Origin of the sequence: Sphingobacteruim zhuxiongii (genome assembly GCF_009557615.1) — a bacterium.
Classification (GTDB): Bacteria; Bacteroidota; Bacteroidia; order Sphingobacteriales; family Sphingobacteriaceae; genus Sphingobacterium; species Sphingobacterium zhuxiongii.
Map to the genome: position 1 here is coordinate 189,390 of NZ_CP045652.1, position 22,550 is coordinate 211,939.

Genomic DNA, 22,550 nt, shown 5'->3' on the forward strand with positions numbered 1-22,550 from the left:
GGTGAGTGGCTATATATTAACGGTGAAATGAGTTTTTCTTCGGTTAAAAAAGAAGAAATAACAAAGGCGCCTTCTTTCGAAAGCGCCTCCTGACCAAGTTATATAAACAAACTAATTGTATATATACGATAAACTAAACAAGTTCTAAGGGTTTTGTTCTTGAATTAAGTCGTTATAACTCAACTCAGTATTCAAAGGGATTTGCAGGGTGAAATCTTTACCTGCTGGTACTACTTTCTTTTCACTATGGTTGATCGAACTCGTTCTATCGACAGCGATATTCCAGCGCTTGTTATCGAAGAATTCATGTCCACCTTCACCCCATAGTTCAATTCTTCTTTGAAGTTTGATCTCATCAAATAAGGCCGTTCCAGTCTTTGTACTTTTGACATAGCTAGGGTCTCTTTTTGATACTAATTGGAATAAAGCAGTTTGGGCTTCCGCGTCTTTATTTGCACGAACTAATGCTTCAGCTTTTGCTAAAATAATCTCAGATGAACGGATGAAAATCTCGTTCTGGTTGTATTCTGGAATAGCTGCTGATATCTTTGGTGCCGCAAATTTTAAACTATAGTATTTTAAGAACTTAACTTTGGCCCCAGAAGTAGGGTACGTGAAGTCAATCGATTCATCTTGAACGAAGTTTTTCTTTCTGTAGTCTGTTGCAGATATCTTGTCAAAAAGACGTTGATCTATCGCCATCCAATGACCTTGCGATCCACCGTAGCCACCCTCGGATTTAGGGTTCATCCATCCGTGGAATGAAGATGTTCCTTTACCAGACGTACTTGAATATTCGTATCCAAATATTGTCTCTTTACTCAAAAGAGACATGCCAGAAGTAGTGTAGTCGTTCTCATTAAAAAGCTCTGGATAAAACGTCAGGATATCATTGGCGGCCGCAACAGCTTTGTCCCAATTTCCTGTCGTTAAAGCTGCACGAACTAGAAAGGAAGAAGCCACACTTCCGTCGACGTCGGTTCTTGATGTAGTATAGAAGCCATCAATTTTCTTGAATAATGAAACGGCTGTTTCAGCATCAGACATGATTAGGTTCCATACTTCTGCAGAAGTTGCGCGAGGCTTTGGATCTCCCGTGGCATCAGTGATTGGTACCCCTAATTTATCCTTTCCGCCATTCATGTAGTCATTTTGATAAAGCCACATTAAGTTTGTGTATGCGAATGAACGTATCGCTAATGCAGTTGCTTTATAGCGTAAAATGGACTTATTCGCTGCGGTCAATTCGGATTCATTGACTTCTGGAATCACAGTCAAAATTTGGTTAGCCAAGTAAATATAGCGGTAAAACGTGCCCCAATAAACTTGTACTCTGCCGGTACTTTCTTCACGATAAGAACGCATTTCATAATCGCCTTTTAACCAACTTGGAGAATTGGCAAGAACCATATCGTTACCTTTTAAACTTAACAATAAATTATTTACTGAATAGTTTTTGGTGTCGACTGAATTGATATTGCTATACGAGTTTATTGACGCTACTAAATTTGCTACTAGCGGCTCTAATATTTTGTCCGGGTTTTTCTTAACGATTTCTTGGATGTCGTCTTGAGTAAGACTACTTTCTGGATCAATTATCAATAATTTTTGACAAGATCCGAAGGTTAAACTAAGAATGGCTAAGCCTAAATATATCTTATTCTTTTTCATGATTTACAGGGTTAAATTGATGGCGAAGGATACAACTCTAGATTGTGGATAACCGAAAGCGCTTACACTAGATCCGTCGTCAAAGGCAACACGAGGGTCAACACCTTTTTTCGCAGATAAGAAGAATAAGTTTTCTGCCGCTAATGAAAAACGAAGACGTTCTAGCTTCAGTTTTGTTAAAGCATCTTTAGGTACGGTATAGCCTAAAGTGATTGATTTCAAATTCAAATAACCTGCGCTAAACATCGCGAAATCTGAATATTGACCTGCGCCCCCACCTGTTGGTTGACTACCGAAATTAGTGCCTCCTAACATACGCATTGGGATGTTAGAACTTCTGTTCTCAGGTGTCCAAGCATTTAGTAAATCGGTGTGTATGCCGCGGCCGATACTATTTCCTGTTAGTCCTTGATATGATAACGATACGGTTTTACCGCCCGTTTGATAACTTGCGTATACTGATAAATCGAAGTTTTTGTACGATACATTCGTATTAAAACCTCCAACGAAATCTGGAGTCGTTGTGCCTAATTCATAACGGGTTCCATCGTTCCCTGTCGTTGTTACGATATCTCCAACGTTGCTTCCAGGATATTTGGATAAATCATCACCTTCTTTCAACGTTTTATAGGTCATTCCTAATCCGGTATTTTGATCGACGCCGGCATAACGATAGATGTAAAGGTTATAGTAGTCTCTACCAGGTCCGCGAAGGAAATTTCCTTGTGGGAATCCACCGTTGTAATCGTCACTTCCTACACCTTCAGGCATGGAAACTAAGGTCGTTCTGTATCGAGAAGCATTTGCGCCAACCGACCATCTTAATCGATCATTGCGGATGATTGTATAATTAAGATCGAGTTCGAAGCCTTTATTGTTTAATTCTCCCGAGTTCTCCATTCTAGAACCACGCCCTGTTGAAGCTGGAAGTGGCTTCGTGAACAATAGGTTTTTAGTGTCTCTGTTAAAATAATCGAAAGTACCCGATAGTCTATTGAAGAAGTTGAAATCAATACCAAAGTCTACAGTATAGTTATTTTCCCAGGTTAAATCTAAATTAGACCAATTCGTTTGCGATATGGAAGGTACAGGTGTTATTAAATTACCTGCATTCGAAAGGCTCCAAATATCTGCCCAGTTTGTCGCGCCAACAGCGTTATTTCCTTGAAGGCCATAACTTGCACGAAGCTTAATCTCGTCAATCCAGGATTGGTTAGCTAAGAAAGATTCTTTAGAGATACGATAGGCTCCACCAATCGACCAGAAAGAACCCCATTGATTATTACGGAAATAGGAAGAGCCATCGGTTCTAAAGCTCCCAGATAAATAATATTTCTCGGCATAGTTGTAATTTACACGACTGAAATATCCTTCAATAGTCGAAGAGCTCGCTCCACCTGTTAGGTAGTTTATTCCGATCGAGTTATTGAAGCTTGGTTTATCATAAGCAAGCATCATGTAACGTTGCCCGCTTTGATTGTCGCTACGTTCCCAACGGAATTCATGTCCCAACAATGCGTCTACATGGTGATCTCCAAAATCTTTAGCCCATGATAACAACTGAACTGTATTAACCTGTGTGCTCTTCGCCCAATAACCGGAGATAGTTCCCTGAGAATCTCTTGCTGCAGCACCACTCTCGTTATTTGCATAACTCTTGTTGTACGTGTAGTTGTTGTCGATAGAAAAGTCAACTTTAAATTTGAAATCACTTAAGAAACTTGCTTCTAAAAACCCTCTACCAGATAATACATCACGTTTGTTGTTTGCAAAGTCTTTCTGAAAGTAGATCCCTGGTGAATATCCGTTAAAGGCAAGTCTTGTTGTCGATCCATATGGAGAATAAGTCTCTCCATTTCCTAGGTCAAACATCATTTTGCCAGATTGATCGTATCGTATTGCGCCGGTTTCGTCGTGCGCGAACAAGGAATTAACTGGACTAAAATAGTTTAACCAAGTAAATAAGTTGGTGTTAACCGTTCCTCCAGTGTAGCCCGGAATATCAGAGTTTGTCCTCGAATAATACATGGATGCTCCCCCTTTCAACCAATCTGTAACTTGCGTATTTAGATTAATACGGCCAGTGAAGCGATCAAAGTTAGACGCCATAACGTAGGCAGGCTCATTCATATATCCCAACGACACAAGGAAGTCGGTCTTTTCTGATCCTCCATTTAGTTGAACGTTATATTCTTGACGAATCGGGTTTTTGAAGAAATAGTCCTCCCAATTATCTTGATATAACAATTGTGCATCTGTACGTAATTTACCTGTAGCAGGGTCGATAAGCGTTGTTCCGTCAGGGATCTTATATAACATATAATTTCCTAAACCATTTCGTTGCGTTAAGGCATTCCCATTTGCTTTAAACAAATTGTCGGATGCATATTGACGTAATTCTGTATCGCTCATATTCTTGAATTTCACGTCGCGATCTGGGAAATATTTTGCGTAGTTGTAAATTCCTTGCCAAGTGTATTCGTAATACGTTGCAGGGTCTGTTACTTTGTCGAAATCACTTTGGCCAATGCTACTGATACCTACACGAGAGTCAAAAGAAATCTTAGTCTTTCCGGATTTCCCCTTTTTAGTGGTTACCAAAATTAAACCGTTTGAAGCTCTTGATCCATATAAAGCATTTGCTGCTGCATCCTTCGACACTACAATTGTTTCGATATCTGCAGGGTTCAAAGAATTTAAACCATTGCTGTAAGGAGCACCATCAACGACGATTAAAGGCGAGCTAGAAGCATTTAGCGAGCCTAATCCACGAATCCTCAAAGCTGCATCTGCGCCTGGTTGGCCAGAGTTTGTTGAGAATTGGATACCTGGAATGGCTCCTTCAAAAGCTCTAGAGATAGTTGAAATTTGACTTTTCTCTAAAGTCTCTGCGCCAATTGATGCGACAGAACCTGTTAAGTCTTTTTTCTTCGTTGAACCAAATGCTACAACGATAACTTCTTCCAAGTCAGCTTGGTCGGGTTGCAGAGAAACTTGTAAATTAGTTTGAGTTCCTGCTTGAATAGTCGCTTGTTTATAACCTATAAAACTAAAGGTTAGCGTACTACTTTGGGTGACAGTAATTTGAAACGAACCATCGTCTTGCGTTGCTGTCGTTTTTTTTGATGCCCGATCAGTTACCGAGACCCCACTTAGCGGCGTTCCAGTCGAAGCGTCTTTCACGACGCCGTGGATCAGGAGATCACGCTGTGCGTAAGCATTTTCTTGCCAAGAGAAGACAAAGAAAAGACACAGCAATAGAGGGAGTAACCCCTCTAGCTTTAATTTGTTCATGGAATAGATTAATTTAGTTAATTGTTGGATTTATTTATTGTTTGTATTAATTGCTATTTAGTGAGCATGTTGTTCAATTCCATGATTTGGTTCATCAGAATAGATGATGTAGTTGTTTAAGTCTACCCAATAACCTTCTTTTTCTTCGGTTTGTTGTAGTCTTACCTTATGTTTTCCTTTGGGAAGATCATACACCCAGAACACTTCGTCTTTACGAGTTAAGTAATTTGTTGGATGAATGAAAGATGCATGTTTTTTACCGTCTATGTATATATCCAATGGGATATCGAAGTCTTTCATTGATTTCTCTTTCTTTTTGGCGGAACCTACAATCACAAATCCAGTGCCTTCAATCTCAAATTCGTAGCTTCCTTTTAATTGTCTGTTTAAGCCAACTTTTCGAACAGGATAAACACCATCGAATGCTTTCTCATAGCGAACAGCAACAGGCTGTTGAACTTTGATCTCTACATCATTCTTGTTTATTTTGCCGCCGTTAAGTTTAATCATTTGTACTGCATGATTGAAGCTCATTGCGTAAACACGGTTCAATGATGTTTTTGTGTATTTGAAATCAAGATCTTCCGCTTCTGCTAATCCCATTTTCCAATATTTTGGAATATTACTGTATCCGTACATTGTACCTAATATACCTGCTGCGCTAGCTGGATTACAATCAGAGTCTTGACCTGCGCGAGTTGAGATTTCTAATGTTTTAGTGAAATCTCCTGCACCATATAATAAGCCGAGTACAACGTATGCTGCATTCACTTTTGCGTCGATATTGTAAGGCATATGAACTCCTTCTGGGCAGCCAACCTCTTCAGCCCATTTTTGTTGAATTTCAAACCAATTACGTTTCCAATTGTCTGGGTGCTCTTTGTGCCATTGAATTACATCAGCAATACACTTGTAGAATTCGCTTTCTGCAGGAATAGTCTTTAGCGCTTCCGTGACAATGTAATTTATGTCTTTAGAGACAAATGCTAAAGTATACATTGCGCCGATATATACACCACCATACCAGCCATCACCATAATTCATAATGTGACCAATTTTATCGCTAATTTCCGAGGCTGTGTTTGGCATTCCTGGGCTCATTAACCCAGCGAAATCAGCTTCGATTTGATAGTCAATATCATCAGCATGTGGATTATTTTTCCAATGCCCTGATTCAGGAGCCTTAATGCCTGTCAAGATATTGTAACGTGCTGCTTGATTCGCATGCCACAGGGAATAACTGGCATTTGCAAAAGCATTCGCAAAAGAATCTACTGGGGCATGCATACCAACACGATCGTAAACCTCCACAAAGGTTAAATCCATGTAGATGTCATCGTATAAATGCGGGTTATGAACCATCGTGCTTTTTATATAGCCATCATACCAAGATATATTCTCATAATCCTGTATGAAAGTTCCGCGGTATCTGAATTCTGTCGGTCCACCAAAGGTTACTCCGATGGTTTGTCCAGCCCATCCTCCTTTGATTTTATCTTGTAATTCTGACTTTGTAAGCTTTATCTTTTCATTTTTCTGTGCAATTAGCATACTGCTAGAACAGATGATGCTAATGCCTAGTAGTAGGCTACTCCAAAGTGATGTTTTCATGTTTTTCGTGTTAATATAGGTTTGTATTAATTTAACTTAAATAAATGCTTTTAGCTACCAGACCAAATAATAAGGCCTAATCCAGCAATAAAGCAAAGGAACATTGCCAACAGTAATGAGTTTACCTTTCCATCGGCGCCTTTAAACTCTTTCCACACCAATACTCCCCAAAGTGCAGCGATAAGTGTTGCTCCTTGTCCTAAACCATAAGAGATGGCAGGTCCCGCTTTTCCGGCAGCAATAAGGTTTAATATGTTTCCGAGTCCCCAAATGCTTCCCCCAAGAATTCCAATTAAGTGGTAGCTGAAAGAACCACCGAAATATTCGCGATAAGACAGCGGCTTTCCTTCTAAAGGTTTCTTCATCAAGATGCTGTTAAAAACGATATTACTTAAGAGTATTCCGACGGCAAAAACCACAAAGGCACTGTATGGAGTCATCTTACCTGCGGCAGGTTGCTGAAAGTTTTCTAAATCCATTCCAGAGGCAAGAAAAGGGTAGAATGATGACATCAGAAAGCCGGCGATAACTGAGATGATAATCCATTTTCCAATTCCAGCTTTTTCGCTTGCGCCTTTATGTTTTTTAAATGCGATCGCATTTAATACAATCGCTAAGGTTACGAGTCCTACGCCGATAAATAATAAGGTCGGATCTCCCTTCTGTTGAATCATATAGTTGAAAAATACACCGGCGACTAATGCAATTCCAATTCCAATTGGAAAGGCAACGGACATACCTGCTGCTGCGATTGCGGCAGTAAGAAGAATATTTGCCAAGTTAAAAAGGACACCGCTTAATAAAGCATTTCCAATGTTACTACCACTTGTTTGCGCGATGTCAGTAAGAAATGGTCTTCCTTGATCACCCATGCTACCGAGTGTAAAGGCGCTAAGCAGTGAAAATATTAAAATACCGAGCACATAGTCCCAATAGAATAATTCGAAACGCCAGCCTTTTTGACTTATTTTTTGCGTATTTGCCCAAGATCCCCAGCATATCATGGTGATAAAGCAGAAGATAACAGCTGTATTATAATCAGATACAATAAACATAATTTTTGGTTTAGTACGTTGATTAACTAAGCTTAATCAAAGTAAGTAAGTAATATCTCGTTACGATAAGGTATCGAAGATTGCGCACCCATTTTTGTCACTGCAATTGCAGCAGCGCGGCAGGCAAATGTTACAGCATTTTTCAGAGACTTACCTTCTGACAACGCTACGGCAAACGCACCGTTAAATACATCGCCTGCTGCGGTACTATCGATCGCTTCGACTTTTGGTGTACTGATATGGTGGACTTCATCTTCTGTTAATAGAATTGCACCCTCTTCCCCCAAAGTTATAATGACTGTTTTTACACCTTGCTGTTGAATTTTTTTCGCAGCAACTATTGCGCTGTCCACATCCGTAATGGTATGATTGGATAAGGCTTCCGCTTCATGAGCGTTTGGTGTAATAATATCTATTTTATCTAAAAACTTAGCGACCGCTTTGTTCATCGGTGCCGGGTTTAAAATCACAGTAATCGATTTGCTCCGAGCATAATTAATCGCTGCTTCTACAGTTTCCATTGGAATTTCTAATTGAACAAGTAGAACAGAAGCTTGCGGATACTTATCAAAAGCAGATTGTACGTTGTCAGCGTTTAAAAAGGCATTGGCACCAGGAGCAACAACAATACTGTTCTCTCCCTTGTCGTCAACGGTAATTAAGGCAATGCCTGAAGGGCTGTTTACTTCTGCATAAATGCCACCAATATCAACTCCCTCGTCGTCGAAAATCTTGGTGGATTGCTTGCCAAAAATGTCATTCCCAATTTTACTAATAAAAGTGACATCGCCTCCTAAACGAGCGACAGCAACGGCTTGGTTTGCTCCTTTACCACCAGGGTTCATAAAGAAGGTGCCTCCGAGAACAGTTTCCCCAGGTTTAGGAATATGCCCTGTTTTAACAACCATGTCCATATTTGTGCTGCCAACTACGACGATCTTATTTTTCATGTTTGGTTAGGTTTATCTAAAAGTTTCCTAAAATTAACACCTAAGTTTTCAATAAAAAGACAATATTGTTTATAATGTGATAATTCTGATTATTAAAAATAGCCAAAAAATAGAATATATTTGTTTAATTATTAATATATTAGCGCTGTAAATTCTTATAGATACCAATAAACCTATGTCGTACCAAGACCTTGAGAAATTGATATATTCGCTTTCTTCATCAGAGAAAAAGCAATTCCAGCTTTATTCCAATCAGTCGAAGAATGAAAAATATTATGCCTTGTTGTTTCAAATTATATTAGAACATAAGAATAAGCAAGGGGTAGTCTGGCAGCAATTGTTTAAGGAGAAGTACCCTGCGGTTTCGTTAGAAAGTACCGCTAACTATCTCTTCAAAGTGCTTACTGACGTGTTATTGCAGATTCGCATTGAGCAGGATTCTTGGTTTCAGCAGTATTACGGATTAATGAAGGCGCGCTTATGTTTTGAGCGTTCTATACCCGATCGCGGGATGAAGGAGATTCAATCGGTTTATAAAAAGGCGAACCAAACAGAGAATTTTATTAATAAATACAATGCTCTTCGAATGGAATTGGATGTCTTACATAGTTCCAAATTTTCTGACTACGATGAGCAGCAAATTGTGGATAAGCAAATGGAAGCTAAGATGGCTATTCAATCCATTCGCGAAATTCAAGAGCATTATTCTCTTTATGAGCTTCTGAACATTCGCCTTGCCAATAATCCCACCCTCGACCAATATACTGATGATTTAATCCTTGGCGAGTTAAGTCTGTCTTTTCGAGGGAATAAAACAAGATTTGAAACTCAGAAACTCCATTTATTATTTCAAGCATTTTATTTTATTCATAAAACAGAGTACCGTTCTGCTTTAATGATCTTTAAAGAGCTCTCGAATTTATTTGAAGAAAATCTTTCCATGTGGAACTTTCCACCCTACGATTACTTGTCAACCTTAGATGGTATTTTGAATAGCCTCGCAAATATGAAGCAATATACCGAGATGCAGGCTTATATTGATAAGCTATCGGGTCTTGGAAAAGGCGATTATACAGAGCACTTTCATAATTTAGTCCATCTCTCATCGGCTTGCTATCAATTGCAAAGATTGCTTGGTGAACGAAAATATAAGGAGGCTGCTACTTTCATCCAATCAGCGAAGGAAAATCATTTGCACATTCATATTGGTGACGTTGAAAAGGCAATGGAGTGGTATTTCCTTCAAGCCTTGACGAACTTTTATTCGGGGAACTATACCACAACAAAAAAAGTATTAAATGAAATGTTCGATAGTTGCGTACATGGAACTCGACATAATATCTTCCGGGCGGCAAAATTACTGTATCTGAAGACCATTTATGAAATACATGACTGTGACTATATGGAGTCTGAAGTTCGAGCATTGAAGAGACAATTGCAAAAGCTGGGTAAGCGATACAATATTGAGAATCTTGTTTTTAGGTTGTTAGCCACTGAACCTAAACGGAGAGGGAATGAATGGAAGAAGAAGACATTAAGTCTTTATCAAACTCAACTCATGGAGCTACAGGCGAAGAGGAAAGAAGAGCCTTTATTAAAATATTTCGACTATGATGGGTGGATTTCCCGATTGCTGAAAAGCTGAGTAAAGGAGCCCGCCTTTCATAACACCTTGATTTAATTTCTATCGGATGTTAGATTTTGTGTTTTGCTCTTTCGATCAATTTGAGTAAATACTCTCTATTCTTAGCGATTCCAACCCATTTCGGCAAACGGCTTCCAATACTTCGATTCATATGGAATATGTTGGAACGTGGTCTCAATTTGTCTTTTATATAAGATTCAATAACGGAAAGGTGAGCCTCATTGTATGCCCAAAGAAGACCATGCGCACTATCAATCTGATACCAAACGTTAAACCCAAAAAAAGGGTCTATTGGGGCATTTAAATGAAGAATTCTTCCATAAACTGACTTCCCACGACTCGTTCGATAGAATAATGTTTTGGGAGTATTTGCCAATTTTAGGCTATAGCTACAGGAATGGCAAGCAAAGCGCACTTTTTCTTCCTGCTCCTCACGTGAAGCATTCGTCGAAACGCCAATCACGAGGGCTTTCTTGTGGCATTTAGGGCAAATGACATCAACATGGTCTATGAAGTCAGAATTTTGACAGGTATATGCTTTTAATGGTTCCATAGCTTCGGTCTAGCGAAATCTCTCTTCAAGAATAGGCTTACTGTTTTCAGCAAATATAATAGATGCGCGCTGGAGGAAGTATACCTACGGAAAGGTATTTTCCGCTGTAGGGGTTAGCGTGAACTAATTGATGATTCGCTTTAGTTCCCTTTCACATCCCTTTCAAACCCAATTCAACTCCAATTTATATCCCTTTTCGATGGGATGTGGTTTGAATTTGGGAGGATTGTAGAAAGAAAATAGAGCGTATGTGTTGTTTGTCTTTTTCAATAATAGTAAACCGCTGATGGTTGAGTGTTAACTCATTATGCGATGAACAATGTTGTCTTATATTTCCTAGGCGATGCTTTTTATGCATATAAAAAATGATTCCTTATGGAATTGTTCCGACTGTTTCATCTACTAGGTATGAGGTTAATGTTCGCTATATTATTATTGTTGCCGAGCTTTTCTGTAAAAGCTCAGCAAGATTCGATCTTGGAATTGATCGGAAAAGAGGCTGCTGTTGAGATGAAAGACCGAAATATAAAAAGTCGAATTCTTAAAGTCGGTTTTACTATTGACTCGTTGGGGATGATTTTATTTGATAAGAGTGAAGATGAATGGAAAAAAAAAGAAATCGAAAAGTTTAATACTGTCGCAATAAGATACAAGAGTCAGTTGCCTAGCGGATACCGATTTAATTATGAATTTTACTGGGATGACTATGATGAGGATGTTTTTTTTGTTAATCAAAAATGGGCAATAAAAAATCTTGACAGATCTGTTACCCATTATTTCATTAACTGCGAGGTATTAATGGATTATCCTGGAGGGTACAATGCGTTTCGACGAAAACTTCAGCAAGAACTTTTAACCCAGCTTGATTCTGCGAAAATGTATGAATACGATTGGGAAAAGCCAATCGAGGGAGTAGTTCATTACGATGGTAGAATGGAGTTTTTAAAGACGAATGACTTAGTTGCTTCCTTGGATCTAAGTGCGTTTAAAAAGTGGGCGCCAGGTGTGTTAAATGGTAGTGTTGCAGCGACTTATTTTTCCGTCGGAGCTAAGCTTGATTCTGCGGCTGACACTTCGAATATAGTAATCGGTGACTTGGATTACGAAGATATTGCTGATTCCTTGTTTAATGAACGACCTGTCTTTTTATGCTCAAATCTTCATAGGGCATTATCTATGGGTGATATTGTCGTTTCATTCATTATGAAGTATGAAAATAAGCTTCGGTTTAGTCCAGTCGTGCATAAAGGCGACGTGCGCTTATCGAAAGAGTTGATTTCGTTTTTAAGGGAATTGCCAACTGCTGGCAGTACGCTGTTTGAATGTGATACAGCGGAAGCATTCAAAAGAATATATTTTGCTTATTCGCCAGAATAATCCTCTGGAATGTTTGCTTAATAGCATTAAATAAGAAGATTCAATTATAGAATAAGTATTTAGAAACAGAAATGCCAGACGTTTGTCTGGCATTTCTGTTTTATCAGAATAAATTAAGAGGCGCTTTGCAGCTTTGCTCTAATTTCAAGATTTATTTGTCTAAGTTTCAATATAGCTGGGCCTGTAATTAGGAGTGAGGCAGCCACGAGAACCGGAAGCAACATTTCTTGTTGTTTGTGTAAGAAAACTATCGCAAACAAGATCATCAACGTTGTTATCAATAAGGATGCTAAAACGAAGCCGTAGCTGTTTCTTCTTTGGATATTAAGTTGTTTTAAAGATAAATTTGATACTTGTAGCGTTTTCATGTCTCGACTTTAATTCCAGTTCATAGTTCTTTTAAAAAGTGTGCCTTCTATAAAAGATGGTTAAACATATGAATTATTGAAATTAAATCCAATACAGAAAAATAATTTTTATTACAACCTATGGAGAGGTTATAACTTTAAATGTAGTCTAATCGCTATAGCTAGCGGATTATACACTGTTTATACAATATGAGGGTACTTTGTGATTGTAACAACCGCCATTACGCGCTCTGCCGGACGCGCAATGGCTATTGGGGATAATCTTAAACAAACAATACGTCAAAATCATCAAAATTACGTGTTGCTTAAGCCAATTGGTTGTGTGTTGTTTAGCTCCTTTTTAATTTCCAGCAGTTCTTACGCATCGAACATTTTTAAAGGGTGTTTGTAGCACATTGACGCTTCCTAATAGCGAGATGTTTAAGAGTTCTGTTGCCATCGTATTTAGAATAGAAGTAGATCTGTAGTAGCGTGAACCCGCGGAGATAAATGGAGGTACTGCTAAGATTTCATCAGTTGTCCATAAGTTCGCGCTGTTGCCATATGTTGTTCCTAAATCTAAGCTAATAATCTCGGCTAAACTCGCTGCAATACCCTGTCCATTGTAGTTGAAACGTAAGTTGTTGCTAGGATAAGGAGACGCAGTTCCCGTTGCAGCATATTCAATGTAGTTTAGTCCTCCGACATCTCCGCGACTACCTGTATGAGTTAGTAGGTCGTCGTAGTCGTCTTCTGTCGCATTGCGCCATACGCCTTGTGGATAGACCAAGCTACAAGGGTCAATTTCAGCATCTCGTACGGCCCAATTTTCAGGAAGATGGGCTTTAAAAGCGAAATAACTGTTTCTATTGTTACTGTGAGCATAAGTATGATTAAAACGATAAGGATTATGTCCTGCTTGATAATAGATGTTTTGTCTAGCCCATTTTACCGATCCCACCGTTAGTGCGGATTCGATCAGGTCAACCTTTACTGTTCTACTGGTTCCTAAAGTGGAGGTTATTAAATTCACCGCAGGCAAGCTGACCGGGCTATTAAAAGTTCTAATTGTGCTGTTGTCGATGTGTATGCTCAAACTATTCAGAATGACTTGAAAAGAGTTGATCGCCGCTGGATTTGACGTGTAGAAATAGGCCACATTTCGATCCCCGTAGCTATAGTTAGGTACGCGCTGGAAGTTGCTGGATACGGGGGCTGCTGAATAATTCTGCTCGTTTGTAACTGTGCCGGTAAATAAGTCTATGGATCCTTTTCCAAAATAATTTCCTGCAAAAGTAATCTGCGCCGCGTTAAGATCGGCGAACATGCCCATGGTATTGAGCTCAACCGCTACTCTTGATAGCTTATGTTTAAATAGGATGCCTAGGGGCGTGTTACCTGTGTTGGATATATTTATTGTGTCTGTCGCATATAGAAGATCGTAGCCTTCACCTGTTGATAGGCTTGGAGCTAATGGGTTGGCGACGTCTGGCAAGGTTACAGAATTGTCGCGATTATAGGAGTAGGCTATCCAGCGATAGCTTGCGCCTTTGACCACATCAATTTTTAATTCGGTGTTCGCCGTGGCTTCCACATTTTCATGCAAGGTGCCATCCATATTGTAGATCAGCATCCTGAAGACGATTCCTGGTGCCATTGATTCCGCGCGGAGCATTTTGGAAGAAGCGCCGCTCTGTTTGCTTGAAAAGAGCCTGGTGTCTCCGTTTACTGAATAGTCGTCTTTTTCAACTGTCATAGCGAGGTCGATATCTCCAGCGGACTGTATCGCTAAGTGCTTTTTAATGGGGTTCAATCTTTCGTTGGAAGCTTTAGGGGCTTCAGTTTCTATATCAATCTGTTCACTATCGGTTCCTAATACGGAGACCGATAATCCAGTTAATTGTGGCTTTTCTATTTCGTTATTGACTTCCCTAGAGCAGGCGCTCAAAGTCAGTAGAAATAGTATTGCGAATATTCTTAACGTTTGAATATTGCAATTCATCATAAGTTGTTTCATTTGATTTACTCGGTAGAATTTGGGGTAATGTTGGGTTAAAGATCTCCGCGGACACTATCTTGGGATTGTTCTGCTCCCCAAGAATCTACAGCGGGTGTAAACTCATTTGTTAAATTCTCTCCTCCAGAAATTGTTGTGGAGGATTGAGCAATACTGGATTCTAGTTCTATGACTTCCCATTCGACTTTTGGGCTTTCATAAGGGGTTAGTTTTTGTTTCATTTCTTTCAGTTAAGTCCTATTGTGTTTCTATTATCGCTAAGTAGCACAGTAGTCATATAACTCTGAAGACGTCATCACAACGCTACCAGAGGTCGCTCGTTGTATCCGCGCTAAAAATGAGCATAGGATATTCATGCGACGCAATGACTTGTTCGATGATTTTTGAATTTGAAAAACGTTTTAAATGCGCTAGATACTAACCTAAAGGCAGAAGGTTGTTTGCGCGCATAGCATTTGAAAGCTCGTTGTTCTTTCTTTGTATTAGCAGATGTTGGTTAATATTGTTGTTTGGCAAACGCAATTATATCTTATTACGTAAATATTATCCTCTTTAAATATTTTAGATACAATTTATGCAAATATAACAACTAGATTGTTATAATTATTTGCTTGTATGTTTTTTTTAGTAAAAAATGTATAGAGATTAATTTTGACGCGTATTTCAAGGAGTATATTTAAATTTTGTAGCTGTATCGCTACAGGTTTTAGGGGTGAAAATATGCTTATGGAGTATGCATATCAAGTTTTTTTGATTTTGAAATCTTGATTTCATTTCTAACCTAGTAACTCTAATTCTTAATTTTTATCTACTTTCAACTATTAAATATTTGATTGAAAATCATAACATCTTTTAGAAAATTACTATCATTTCGCTGGACTCAAATAAATTTTAATATTGTTGAAAAATTTATACTTTTACTTTGAGCTTATAAATTATGAAGATCTGACGATTCTTTCGCTTACCTGAAATCACTAAAAATTAATAAGGAGAAAGCCTGTAATGATTGTTACGGATAAGATTTTATTTAGTAAATACTATAAATTACTCTGTTACTTTGCCTGGAAGATGGTAAAGGATCAATCTCTTGCAGAAGACTTGGCTCAGGACGCATTTGTTTCTTATTTCCAAAATAAATCACGCGTCTCGACAGATGAAGCGGCTATTAGAGGGTTTCTTTATTCTTCAGTTCGTTTTTCAGTATTTAATCAAAACCGTAAAAGTCAATCTGAGAAGAAATATTGGGAGAGAATTCATTTTACCGAACAAGATAACATTGACTATGAGCATCAGATCATTCAAGCAGAATTTACTTTTGAAATAAATGCCGCTTTGCAAAAACTACCGGAAGCCTGCCGGAAAGTATTTTCGCTAAGCTATCTAGAAGGCATGAGCAATGAAGAGATCGCAAATGAGCTTGAAGTAAGTATAAATACAATCAAGACCCATAAAAAAAGAGGCCTTAAAGCGTTGAGAGAAATGTTACGCCCAGAATTCTTCTCTCTATTCCTGCTCTTTTTAAAATAATTTTACTTTTTTTCGATTTCCTGTCACCCCTAATTCTTCTTTGCGTTTCTTAGTCATATATAACATGATTATAACCGCAATCAGAATAGCTAAACTATTGGTCAAAAAGTATCGTAACGAACTAACTGACCAGGAACGAATGGAATTAGAAAGTTGGCGTGCTGCGCATCCGACTAACGCGCCGTTTGAAGAGAATCTTATGACCAATTCGGTAGATGAGCAAGAGCTCGCATGGTTAGATGCCATCGATACCGAAACAGCATGGCGGAAGACTCAAGAGCGTCGTCCTAAGAAGAGAAGACTTGTCTATTGGAGTGCTGCTGCGGCGGTCTTGCTGATAGCAGGCAGTGCATATTTATTTCTAAATCAAAAAGACACCAAGATCTCTAGTGAAAAGATTGAATACACGACAATTATTAAGCAAGATGTAAATCCAGCGCTTCTCGGCGCTAAGATTATTTTGGCTAATGGAGAACAACGACAGGTCGATGCAAAGTTAAGTTTGTCGGATAGCTCTGGAGTGCTAGAGAGTGGGTCTTCAAATACTGAAGAAGCTAGCCGCCCTAAGGTTTCCATGCTGAATACCTTAGTGGTGCCGATGGCAAATCACTTCCAACTAACCTTAGCAGACGGAACATCCGTATGGGTTAACGCGAATAGTGAGTTGAAATTTCCTACCAAGTTTGATGGGAATGAAAGAAAAGTCTATCTACAAGGAGAGGCTTATTTTGAGGTGGCTAAAGATGCTAATAGACCATTCTATGTAGTTACCCAAAATGGAACAGTAAAAGTTTTGGGAACACATTTTAATGTTTCAACTTATGGTAACAGTTCCAAAACCACGCTAGCCGAAGGATCAGTAGAGGTGTCAAAGAATGAGCATAGCGAAATCATAAAACCGGGTCAAAAAGCCGAAGTAAGAGGCAATGAAATTCAAGTGAAGAAAGCAAACTTACAGAAGGATCTTGCATGGAAAAACAATGAATTCTATTTCAAGAAAGACAATATTGTTGACATTGCTACGCAGTTGAAAATGTGGTATAATCTGGATGTATCTTTCGCGTCAGATGTTTCATTAACAGAAACCTATTCGGGAGAGATTAAGAGAGATTCACGATTATCTGAAGTGATTAAGATGTTGGAATTTGTCAGCGACCTAAAGTTTACACTAGACAAGAACAAATTATTAATAACCAAAAAATAGATTATGAAAATAAAGATTTACACCAACCCATAGCAATAAAAAACAGGAGTGTTGCAGCACCCCTGTATGCTTATTCAGTTAAAAAACAAGTAGTAACCTAATTCATTAACTCAATTATCAAATGTATGAATAACTTCTCATTTGGCAAAAGGAGCCGATATCCATATGGTCCTCCTTTTGGCATAATTATCCGAATTATGAAAATTACAACATTCTTATTGTTGATTTTTATGTCTTGTGCGTATGCAGATGGAACAGCACAACATGTCTCCTTGCGTTTGAAGGGCGCGAAAATAGAGGATGCATTTCAGCAGATTTCTAAGCAGACGAAATTTAAATTTCTATATAGCGATGATGTCGTTCGGCACGCCTCATCCATCAATCTGAATGTCAAGAATGCGCCATTGAAAGAGGTGCTTTCTATGTTGCTAGACGACAATTCGTATTCTTTTAAAATTATTGCAAATACAATCTCTGTTAATTACAAAGCTGGTGCCGCTAATTTAGCATCCGCAGAGATTATTCAGCATCAAGTTTCAGGTACTGTCAAGGGGTCTGATGGAAAAAACCTAGCAAACGCTTCTGTGCAGGTAAAGGGTAGTTCTGCCGGAACTGCAACAGGCGAGAGTGGTAATTTCAGCTTTGCTGCCCCTGCTGATGCTACACTTGTTGTTCGTTATGTCGGATATAAAACGAAGGAAGTGGCTGTAGCTGGCAGATCGGTTGTACATATTGTGTTAGAGCCAACAGAACAAGCGCTAGATGCTGTAAATGTTGTTGCGACAGGTTATCAGACATTAGATCGCAAATTATTTACAGGAGCAACATCAAAAATAGATGCAAAAGACGCTGAACGTGCGGGGGTTCCCGATATTTCTAGAATGTTGGAAGGGCAAGCTGCCGGGGTTTCGGTGCAGAACGTTTCAGGTACATTCGGTGCAGCACCTAAGATTCGTGTGCGTGGAGCAACTTCAATTACTGGAGATAACAAGCCATTATGGGTTATTGATGGAGTTATCTTGGACGAGGCGGTAAACATCTCGAATGAAGCATTGTCGACGGGAGATGCAAATACGCTATTAGGATCGTCTGTAGCTGGTTTAAATCCTGACGATATCGAATCGATTACCATTCTAAAGGATGCGGCTGCAACTGCGATGTACGGGGCAGCAGCAATGAACGGGGTTGTTGTTGTAAACACAAAAAAAGGTAGAAATACCGATGGAGCCGTAAATATTAATTACACCGGTAATTTTACCACATACATTAAACCTTCGTATCGCCAGTTCGATATTATGAATTCGGGTGAGCAAATGGACCTTATACTAGACTTAGAACGCAAAGGTTTCTTAAATCACTCCGGTGTTTCTCGTAGCGCTACAGGTGGTGTTTTTTGGAAAATGTATAACCAAATGTACATTTATGACGAGAAAACAGATACTTATGCCTTAAGAAATGATGCGCCTTCTCGTTACGAATTTCTACAACGATATGGAAATGCAAATACCGACTGGTTTGATTTGTTGTTTAAAAATTCTTTAGTTCATGAGCATTCATTGAGTGTTTCTTCAGGAACGGCAAAATCTCAAACCTATGCATCAACAAGTTATATGGACGATTCAGGCTTTACGCAAGGCAATCGTGCAAAGCGTTTTACGGCTAACTTAAGGAATAACTTTACGATTAACGATAAACTAAAAGCGGAAATACTATTTCAAGGTAATATTCGTGATCAAAAAGCACCAGGAACTATCAATCGCGCTTCTGATGCCGTTTATGGTAACTATTCACGTGACTTTGATATCAACCCTTATTCTTATGCTTTGAACACTAGTAGAATCATAACACCTTATCATGAGGATGGTTCTTTGGAATATTTCATTCGTGACTATGGCGATTTCAATATCTTAAATGAGTTAGACAATAACTATATCAACCTTAAGCTGATGGATTTGAAAGTTCAAGGGGGAATTACTTATAAAATCATACCAGAATTAACATACTCCGTTACGGGGATGTACCGCTATTATAATTCGGAGAGACAGCATTATATTACTGAGAATTCTAATATAGCAAAATCTTACCGCGCTAATGGAGATAATACCATCAATGGTTCGAATAGATTCTTGTATAAAGATCCTGATTATCCAAACAGAGATCGTTATGTAATTTTACCGAATGGAGGTTTTTTCAATACCTCAAATAACAATATGATCAGTTATTATTTGCGTCATAATTTAGAGTACGATAAGAAGTTTAATGATCACTCCGTTAATTTCTTCGGAACAATGGAGCTCCAATATGCAGACAAGCAAAATCATGATTTTACAGGCCCAGGTATTGAATACGGGAATGGTAACTTGGTGATGCCGACTTATCGCTTTTACAAGAAAGGGATAGAAGGAGGAGATACTCCATTTAGTATGTGGTATTCTTACGACCGGAAAATTGCCTATGCGGTAAGAGGAGCTTATAACTATAAAGACAAATACTCTTTCAACTTTACGACACGCTACGATGGATCCAACAAAATGGGAAGTTCAAAGGTGGCACGTTGGCTACCAACATGGAACGTCTCAGGAGCATGGGATATCGACCAAGAGGAGTTTTTCAATAAAGAGAGTTCTGTTTTTTCTAGTGCAAGAATCCGTGGTACTTACGGTCTAGTAGCAAACATGGGAAATGCGTCTAACTCGGCTGCGGTGTATTATAACGCTGTCGCTTATCGCCCTTACGAAAGCGAACGTGAAGGAAAAATTGATCTATCGGGTTTAGAAAACAAAGACCTTACTTGGGAGAAAATGTACGAAGTGAATATCGGTACAGATTTAGGTTTCTTCAATAATAAAGTGGATGCCCATATTGATTATTACCGTAGAAATATTTTCGACTTGATCGGTTCAGTTAGAACTTCAGGAATCGGAGGCCAATATACAAAGGCGGCAAACTATGCCGATATGACTGGAGAAGGAGTCGACTTCGAAATTGGCGGATTTCCATTCCGTAATCCTGATGGTTTAACCTGGAGAACCCAGTTTTCTTTCGGTTATAATCGTACTAAGATTACGAATATGGACGTCTCTAGAAATATCTGGAACTTAGTTTCAGCAGAAGGCGGCGCACGTTTAAATTATGCACATAGAGGTTTGTATTCTTTAGACTTTGATAAGCTTTATGATGAGCGTGGATACCCTACATTTATTGGTCCTGATGGTACTCCCGGAGCAACTTATTTCTGGTTACAATCCGATGAAATCGAGTTCTTAAAATACGAAGGCCCAGTAGATCCTGTATATACAGGAGGTTTCTTTAACCGGTTTGAATACAAGAATTTCTCGATGTCTTTCTTGTTGAAATTCGGATTTGGTAATATGGTGCGTTTACAGCCTGCCTATTCAGCAGTATATTCCGATATGTACAATGTGTCGAAAGACTTAATCAACAGATGGATATATAAAGGAGATGAAATTCTAACCGTGATTCCATCATCATTAGATACTTATGGCTATGAATATGAGGTTAAGGATCGTGAAGGCATACGCACTTCCGGTGTTTATACTTACAATGCTTTTAACTATTCCTCAGAGCGCGTTGCGAAAGGTGATTATATTCGATTATCTCAGGTAACATTAGGATACAGTCTGCCTAGTAAATATGCTTCAGCAATCAAGTTTAGATCGGCACAATTTAACCTTGTTGGAAACAATCTTTTCCTATTGTACTCCGATAAGAAATTAAACGGCGTAGATCCGGAATTCTATAGCAATGGTGGTGTGGCATTACCTGTACCACGTCAGGTTACATTCTCACTTAAACTAGGATTTTAACACCTACAATTATGAAAATTAAGAACTTATTATATGTTTTATTAGCGTGTTCAGTAGGACTTTCTAGCTGTAGCAAGTTTCTAGATAAGAACCCAGACATGCGTGCGGAAATTAATTCCGTAGAAAATTTGAAAAGATTAGTTGCTTCGGCCTACCCAAGTGCAAATCACTTGTTAATGACAGAGGTTTATTCCGATAATGTTGAAGATAAGGGTGTTGGGAGTTTAGAGCAAATGATTACCAATTTTTACAATTGGCAAGATATCAATGATAACGGAACAAATACACCGACGGATTACTGGAACAAGTGTTATGAGGCGATTTCGGTTGCAAATCATGCGTTGAAAGCGATTGAAGAAGGTAATTTTGGAGAAGATGTATTACCCTATAAAGGAGAAGCGCTCGTTGCTCGCGCATATGCGCACTTTATGTTAGTCACCTTATATTCACAAGCCTATCAAATCGGAGGCGACAACAGTAGTCCTGGTGTACCATATGTGACAGAGCCTGAAAATGTTGTGATTAAACAATATGAACGAGGAACAGTAGCTTCAGTTTATGAAAATATTCGCAAGGATTTAGAAGAGGGTTTACCCTTGTTAAAAGGCGGTAAGTGGGAAGTGCCCAAGTATCATTTTACGCCAGAATCTGCCAATGCTTTCGCCGCAAGATTTTATCTTTTCACAGGCCAATGGCAAAAAGTTGTCGATCATGCCAACGCCATATTTGCAGGAGGAAACTTTGCAGGAAAATTGAGACCTTACAATACAACCTTTAAGACATTAGGATTTAATGAGGTTAATATCGTTTATACGAAAGCGGACCAACCTTACAACCTGATGTTGAGTGAGACCTACAGTACTTACCAACGTTTTAGTTCTGTAAGACATGGGATGGGCGTAAATGTGTTTCAAAAGGTACTGAACGGAATAACTGCAGCAGGACAACAATTCTACAACTTTGGTCTTTCTTACGGAACTCCACACTATACAACATATGTTTGGAAGGAGTTTTTCTACATTACGGACGCAGCGGCAAATACTGGATTCCCTATGCTGATGGTGCCTACATTTACTTCTGATGAAGCCTTGATGAACCGCGCAGAGGCATACGCACAATTAGGACAAAACGCAAAGGCTATTGCCGATTTAAATTTACTTGCTAGTAATCGTATCGATCGGTACAACCCTACGGCTCATGAAGTGACATTGGCAAAAGCACAGGCGCATTTCGAAGTAACAGATCCCAAAAAAGCCCTCATAAACACAGTGTTGGAATTTAAACGCGTGGTATTTATGCAAGAGGGGATGCGCTGGTTCGACATCATAAGACATCGTTTGCCAGTTAAGCATATCGTTATCGATGACCAAGGGAATGAATCGTTTATCGAATTGGGGCCCGATGATAAACGTCGCGTATTCCAAATCCCGCAAGAAACCAAGTTGTCAGGTCTTGAACAAAATCCTAGATAA

Annotated in this window: 14 protein-coding genes; 6 read left to right on the forward strand and 8 right to left on the reverse strand. The window is 38.9% G+C overall.

The annotated features are described in order from the left end of the window. Positions 1-144: 144 nt before the first annotated feature. Genes GFH32_RS00845 through rbsK form a run of 5 tightly spaced genes read right to left on the reverse strand, consistent with a single transcriptional unit; the run spans position 145 to position 8,581 of the window. Positions 145-1,671 carry a RagB/SusD family nutrient uptake outer membrane protein gene (locus tag GFH32_RS00845; RefSeq protein ID WP_153509277.1) on the reverse strand — a complete coding sequence of 509 codons (1,527 nt, stop codon included), beginning with the start codon at positions 1,669-1,671 and terminating at the stop codon, positions 145-147. Between the two features lie 3 nt (positions 1,672-1,674). Beyond that, entirely contained in the window at positions 1,675-4,965 is a 3,291-nt protein-coding gene (locus GFH32_RS00850; RefSeq protein WP_153509278.1) for a SusC/RagA family TonB-linked outer membrane protein, read from the reverse strand. Between the two features lie 57 nt (positions 4,966-5,022). Further along, entirely contained in the window at positions 5,023-6,576 is a 1,554-nt protein-coding gene (locus GFH32_RS00855; protein WP_153509279.1) for an ADP-ribosylglycohydrolase family protein, read from the reverse strand. Positions 6,577-6,626: 50 nt separating this feature from the next. Then, positions 6,627-7,631, reverse strand: a complete 1,005-nt coding sequence (locus GFH32_RS00860) for a GRP family sugar transporter (protein ID WP_153509280.1) — start codon at positions 7,629-7,631, stop codon at positions 6,627-6,629. Between the two features lie 32 nt (positions 7,632-7,663). Next, positions 7,664-8,581 (reverse strand): ribokinase, encoded by a 918-nt coding sequence (rbsK, locus tag GFH32_RS00865; RefSeq protein ID WP_153509281.1) that lies wholly within the window; start codon positions 8,579-8,581, stop codon positions 7,664-7,666. 175 nt (positions 8,582-8,756) lie between these two features. Between rbsK and GFH32_RS00870 the strand changes: the two genes are divergently transcribed. Next, positions 8,757-10,226 (forward strand): hypothetical protein, encoded by a 1,470-nt coding sequence (locus GFH32_RS00870; RefSeq protein ID WP_153509282.1) that lies wholly within the window; start codon positions 8,757-8,759, stop codon positions 10,224-10,226. Between the two features lie 49 nt (positions 10,227-10,275). Here GFH32_RS00870 and GFH32_RS00875 read toward each other — a convergent pair whose 3' ends face one another. Further along, positions 10,276-10,779 (reverse strand): hypothetical protein, encoded by a 504-nt coding sequence (locus GFH32_RS00875; RefSeq protein ID WP_153509283.1) that lies wholly within the window; start codon positions 10,777-10,779, stop codon positions 10,276-10,278. A 417-nt stretch (positions 10,780-11,196) separates the two neighbouring features. Between GFH32_RS00875 and GFH32_RS00880 the strand changes: the two genes are divergently transcribed. Beyond that, positions 11,197-12,156, forward strand: a complete 960-nt coding sequence (locus GFH32_RS00880; protein ID WP_153509284.1) for a hypothetical protein — start codon at positions 11,197-11,199, stop codon at positions 12,154-12,156. A 708-nt stretch (positions 12,157-12,864) separates the two neighbouring features. On the opposite strand, the gene GFH32_RS00890 is transcribed toward GFH32_RS00880, so the two are convergent. Together GFH32_RS00890 and GFH32_RS00895 are read right to left on the reverse strand one after the other, a co-directional pair. Next, positions 12,865-14,508: a fimbrillin family protein gene (locus tag GFH32_RS00890; protein WP_160366866.1), complete on the reverse strand. Its 1,644-nt coding sequence runs from the start codon at positions 14,506-14,508 to the stop codon at positions 12,865-12,867. 47 nt (positions 14,509-14,555) lie between these two features. After that, positions 14,556-14,741, reverse strand: a complete 186-nt coding sequence (locus GFH32_RS00895) for a hypothetical protein (RefSeq protein ID WP_153509287.1) — start codon at positions 14,739-14,741, stop codon at positions 14,556-14,558. A 781-nt stretch (positions 14,742-15,522) separates the two neighbouring features. Here GFH32_RS00895 and GFH32_RS00900 point away from each other — a divergent pair. From GFH32_RS00900 to GFH32_RS00915, 4 genes are all read left to right on the forward strand, one after another. Then, positions 15,523-16,047, forward strand: a complete 525-nt coding sequence (locus GFH32_RS00900) for an RNA polymerase sigma-70 factor (RefSeq protein WP_153509288.1) — start codon at positions 15,523-15,525, stop codon at positions 16,045-16,047. Between the two features lie 64 nt (positions 16,048-16,111). Beyond that, positions 16,112-17,251, forward strand: coding sequence for a FecR family protein (locus GFH32_RS00905; RefSeq protein ID WP_153509289.1), 1,140 nt, complete (start codon positions 16,112-16,114; stop codon positions 17,249-17,251). A gap of 197 nt (positions 17,252-17,448) precedes the next feature. Continuing rightward, positions 17,449-21,078, forward strand: a complete 3,630-nt coding sequence (locus GFH32_RS00910) for a SusC/RagA family TonB-linked outer membrane protein (protein WP_160366867.1) — start codon at positions 17,449-17,451, stop codon at positions 21,076-21,078. Between the two features lie 11 nt (positions 21,079-21,089). Next, positions 21,090-22,550, forward strand: a complete 1,461-nt coding sequence (locus tag GFH32_RS00915; protein ID WP_153509291.1) for a RagB/SusD family nutrient uptake outer membrane protein — start codon at positions 21,090-21,092, stop codon at positions 22,548-22,550.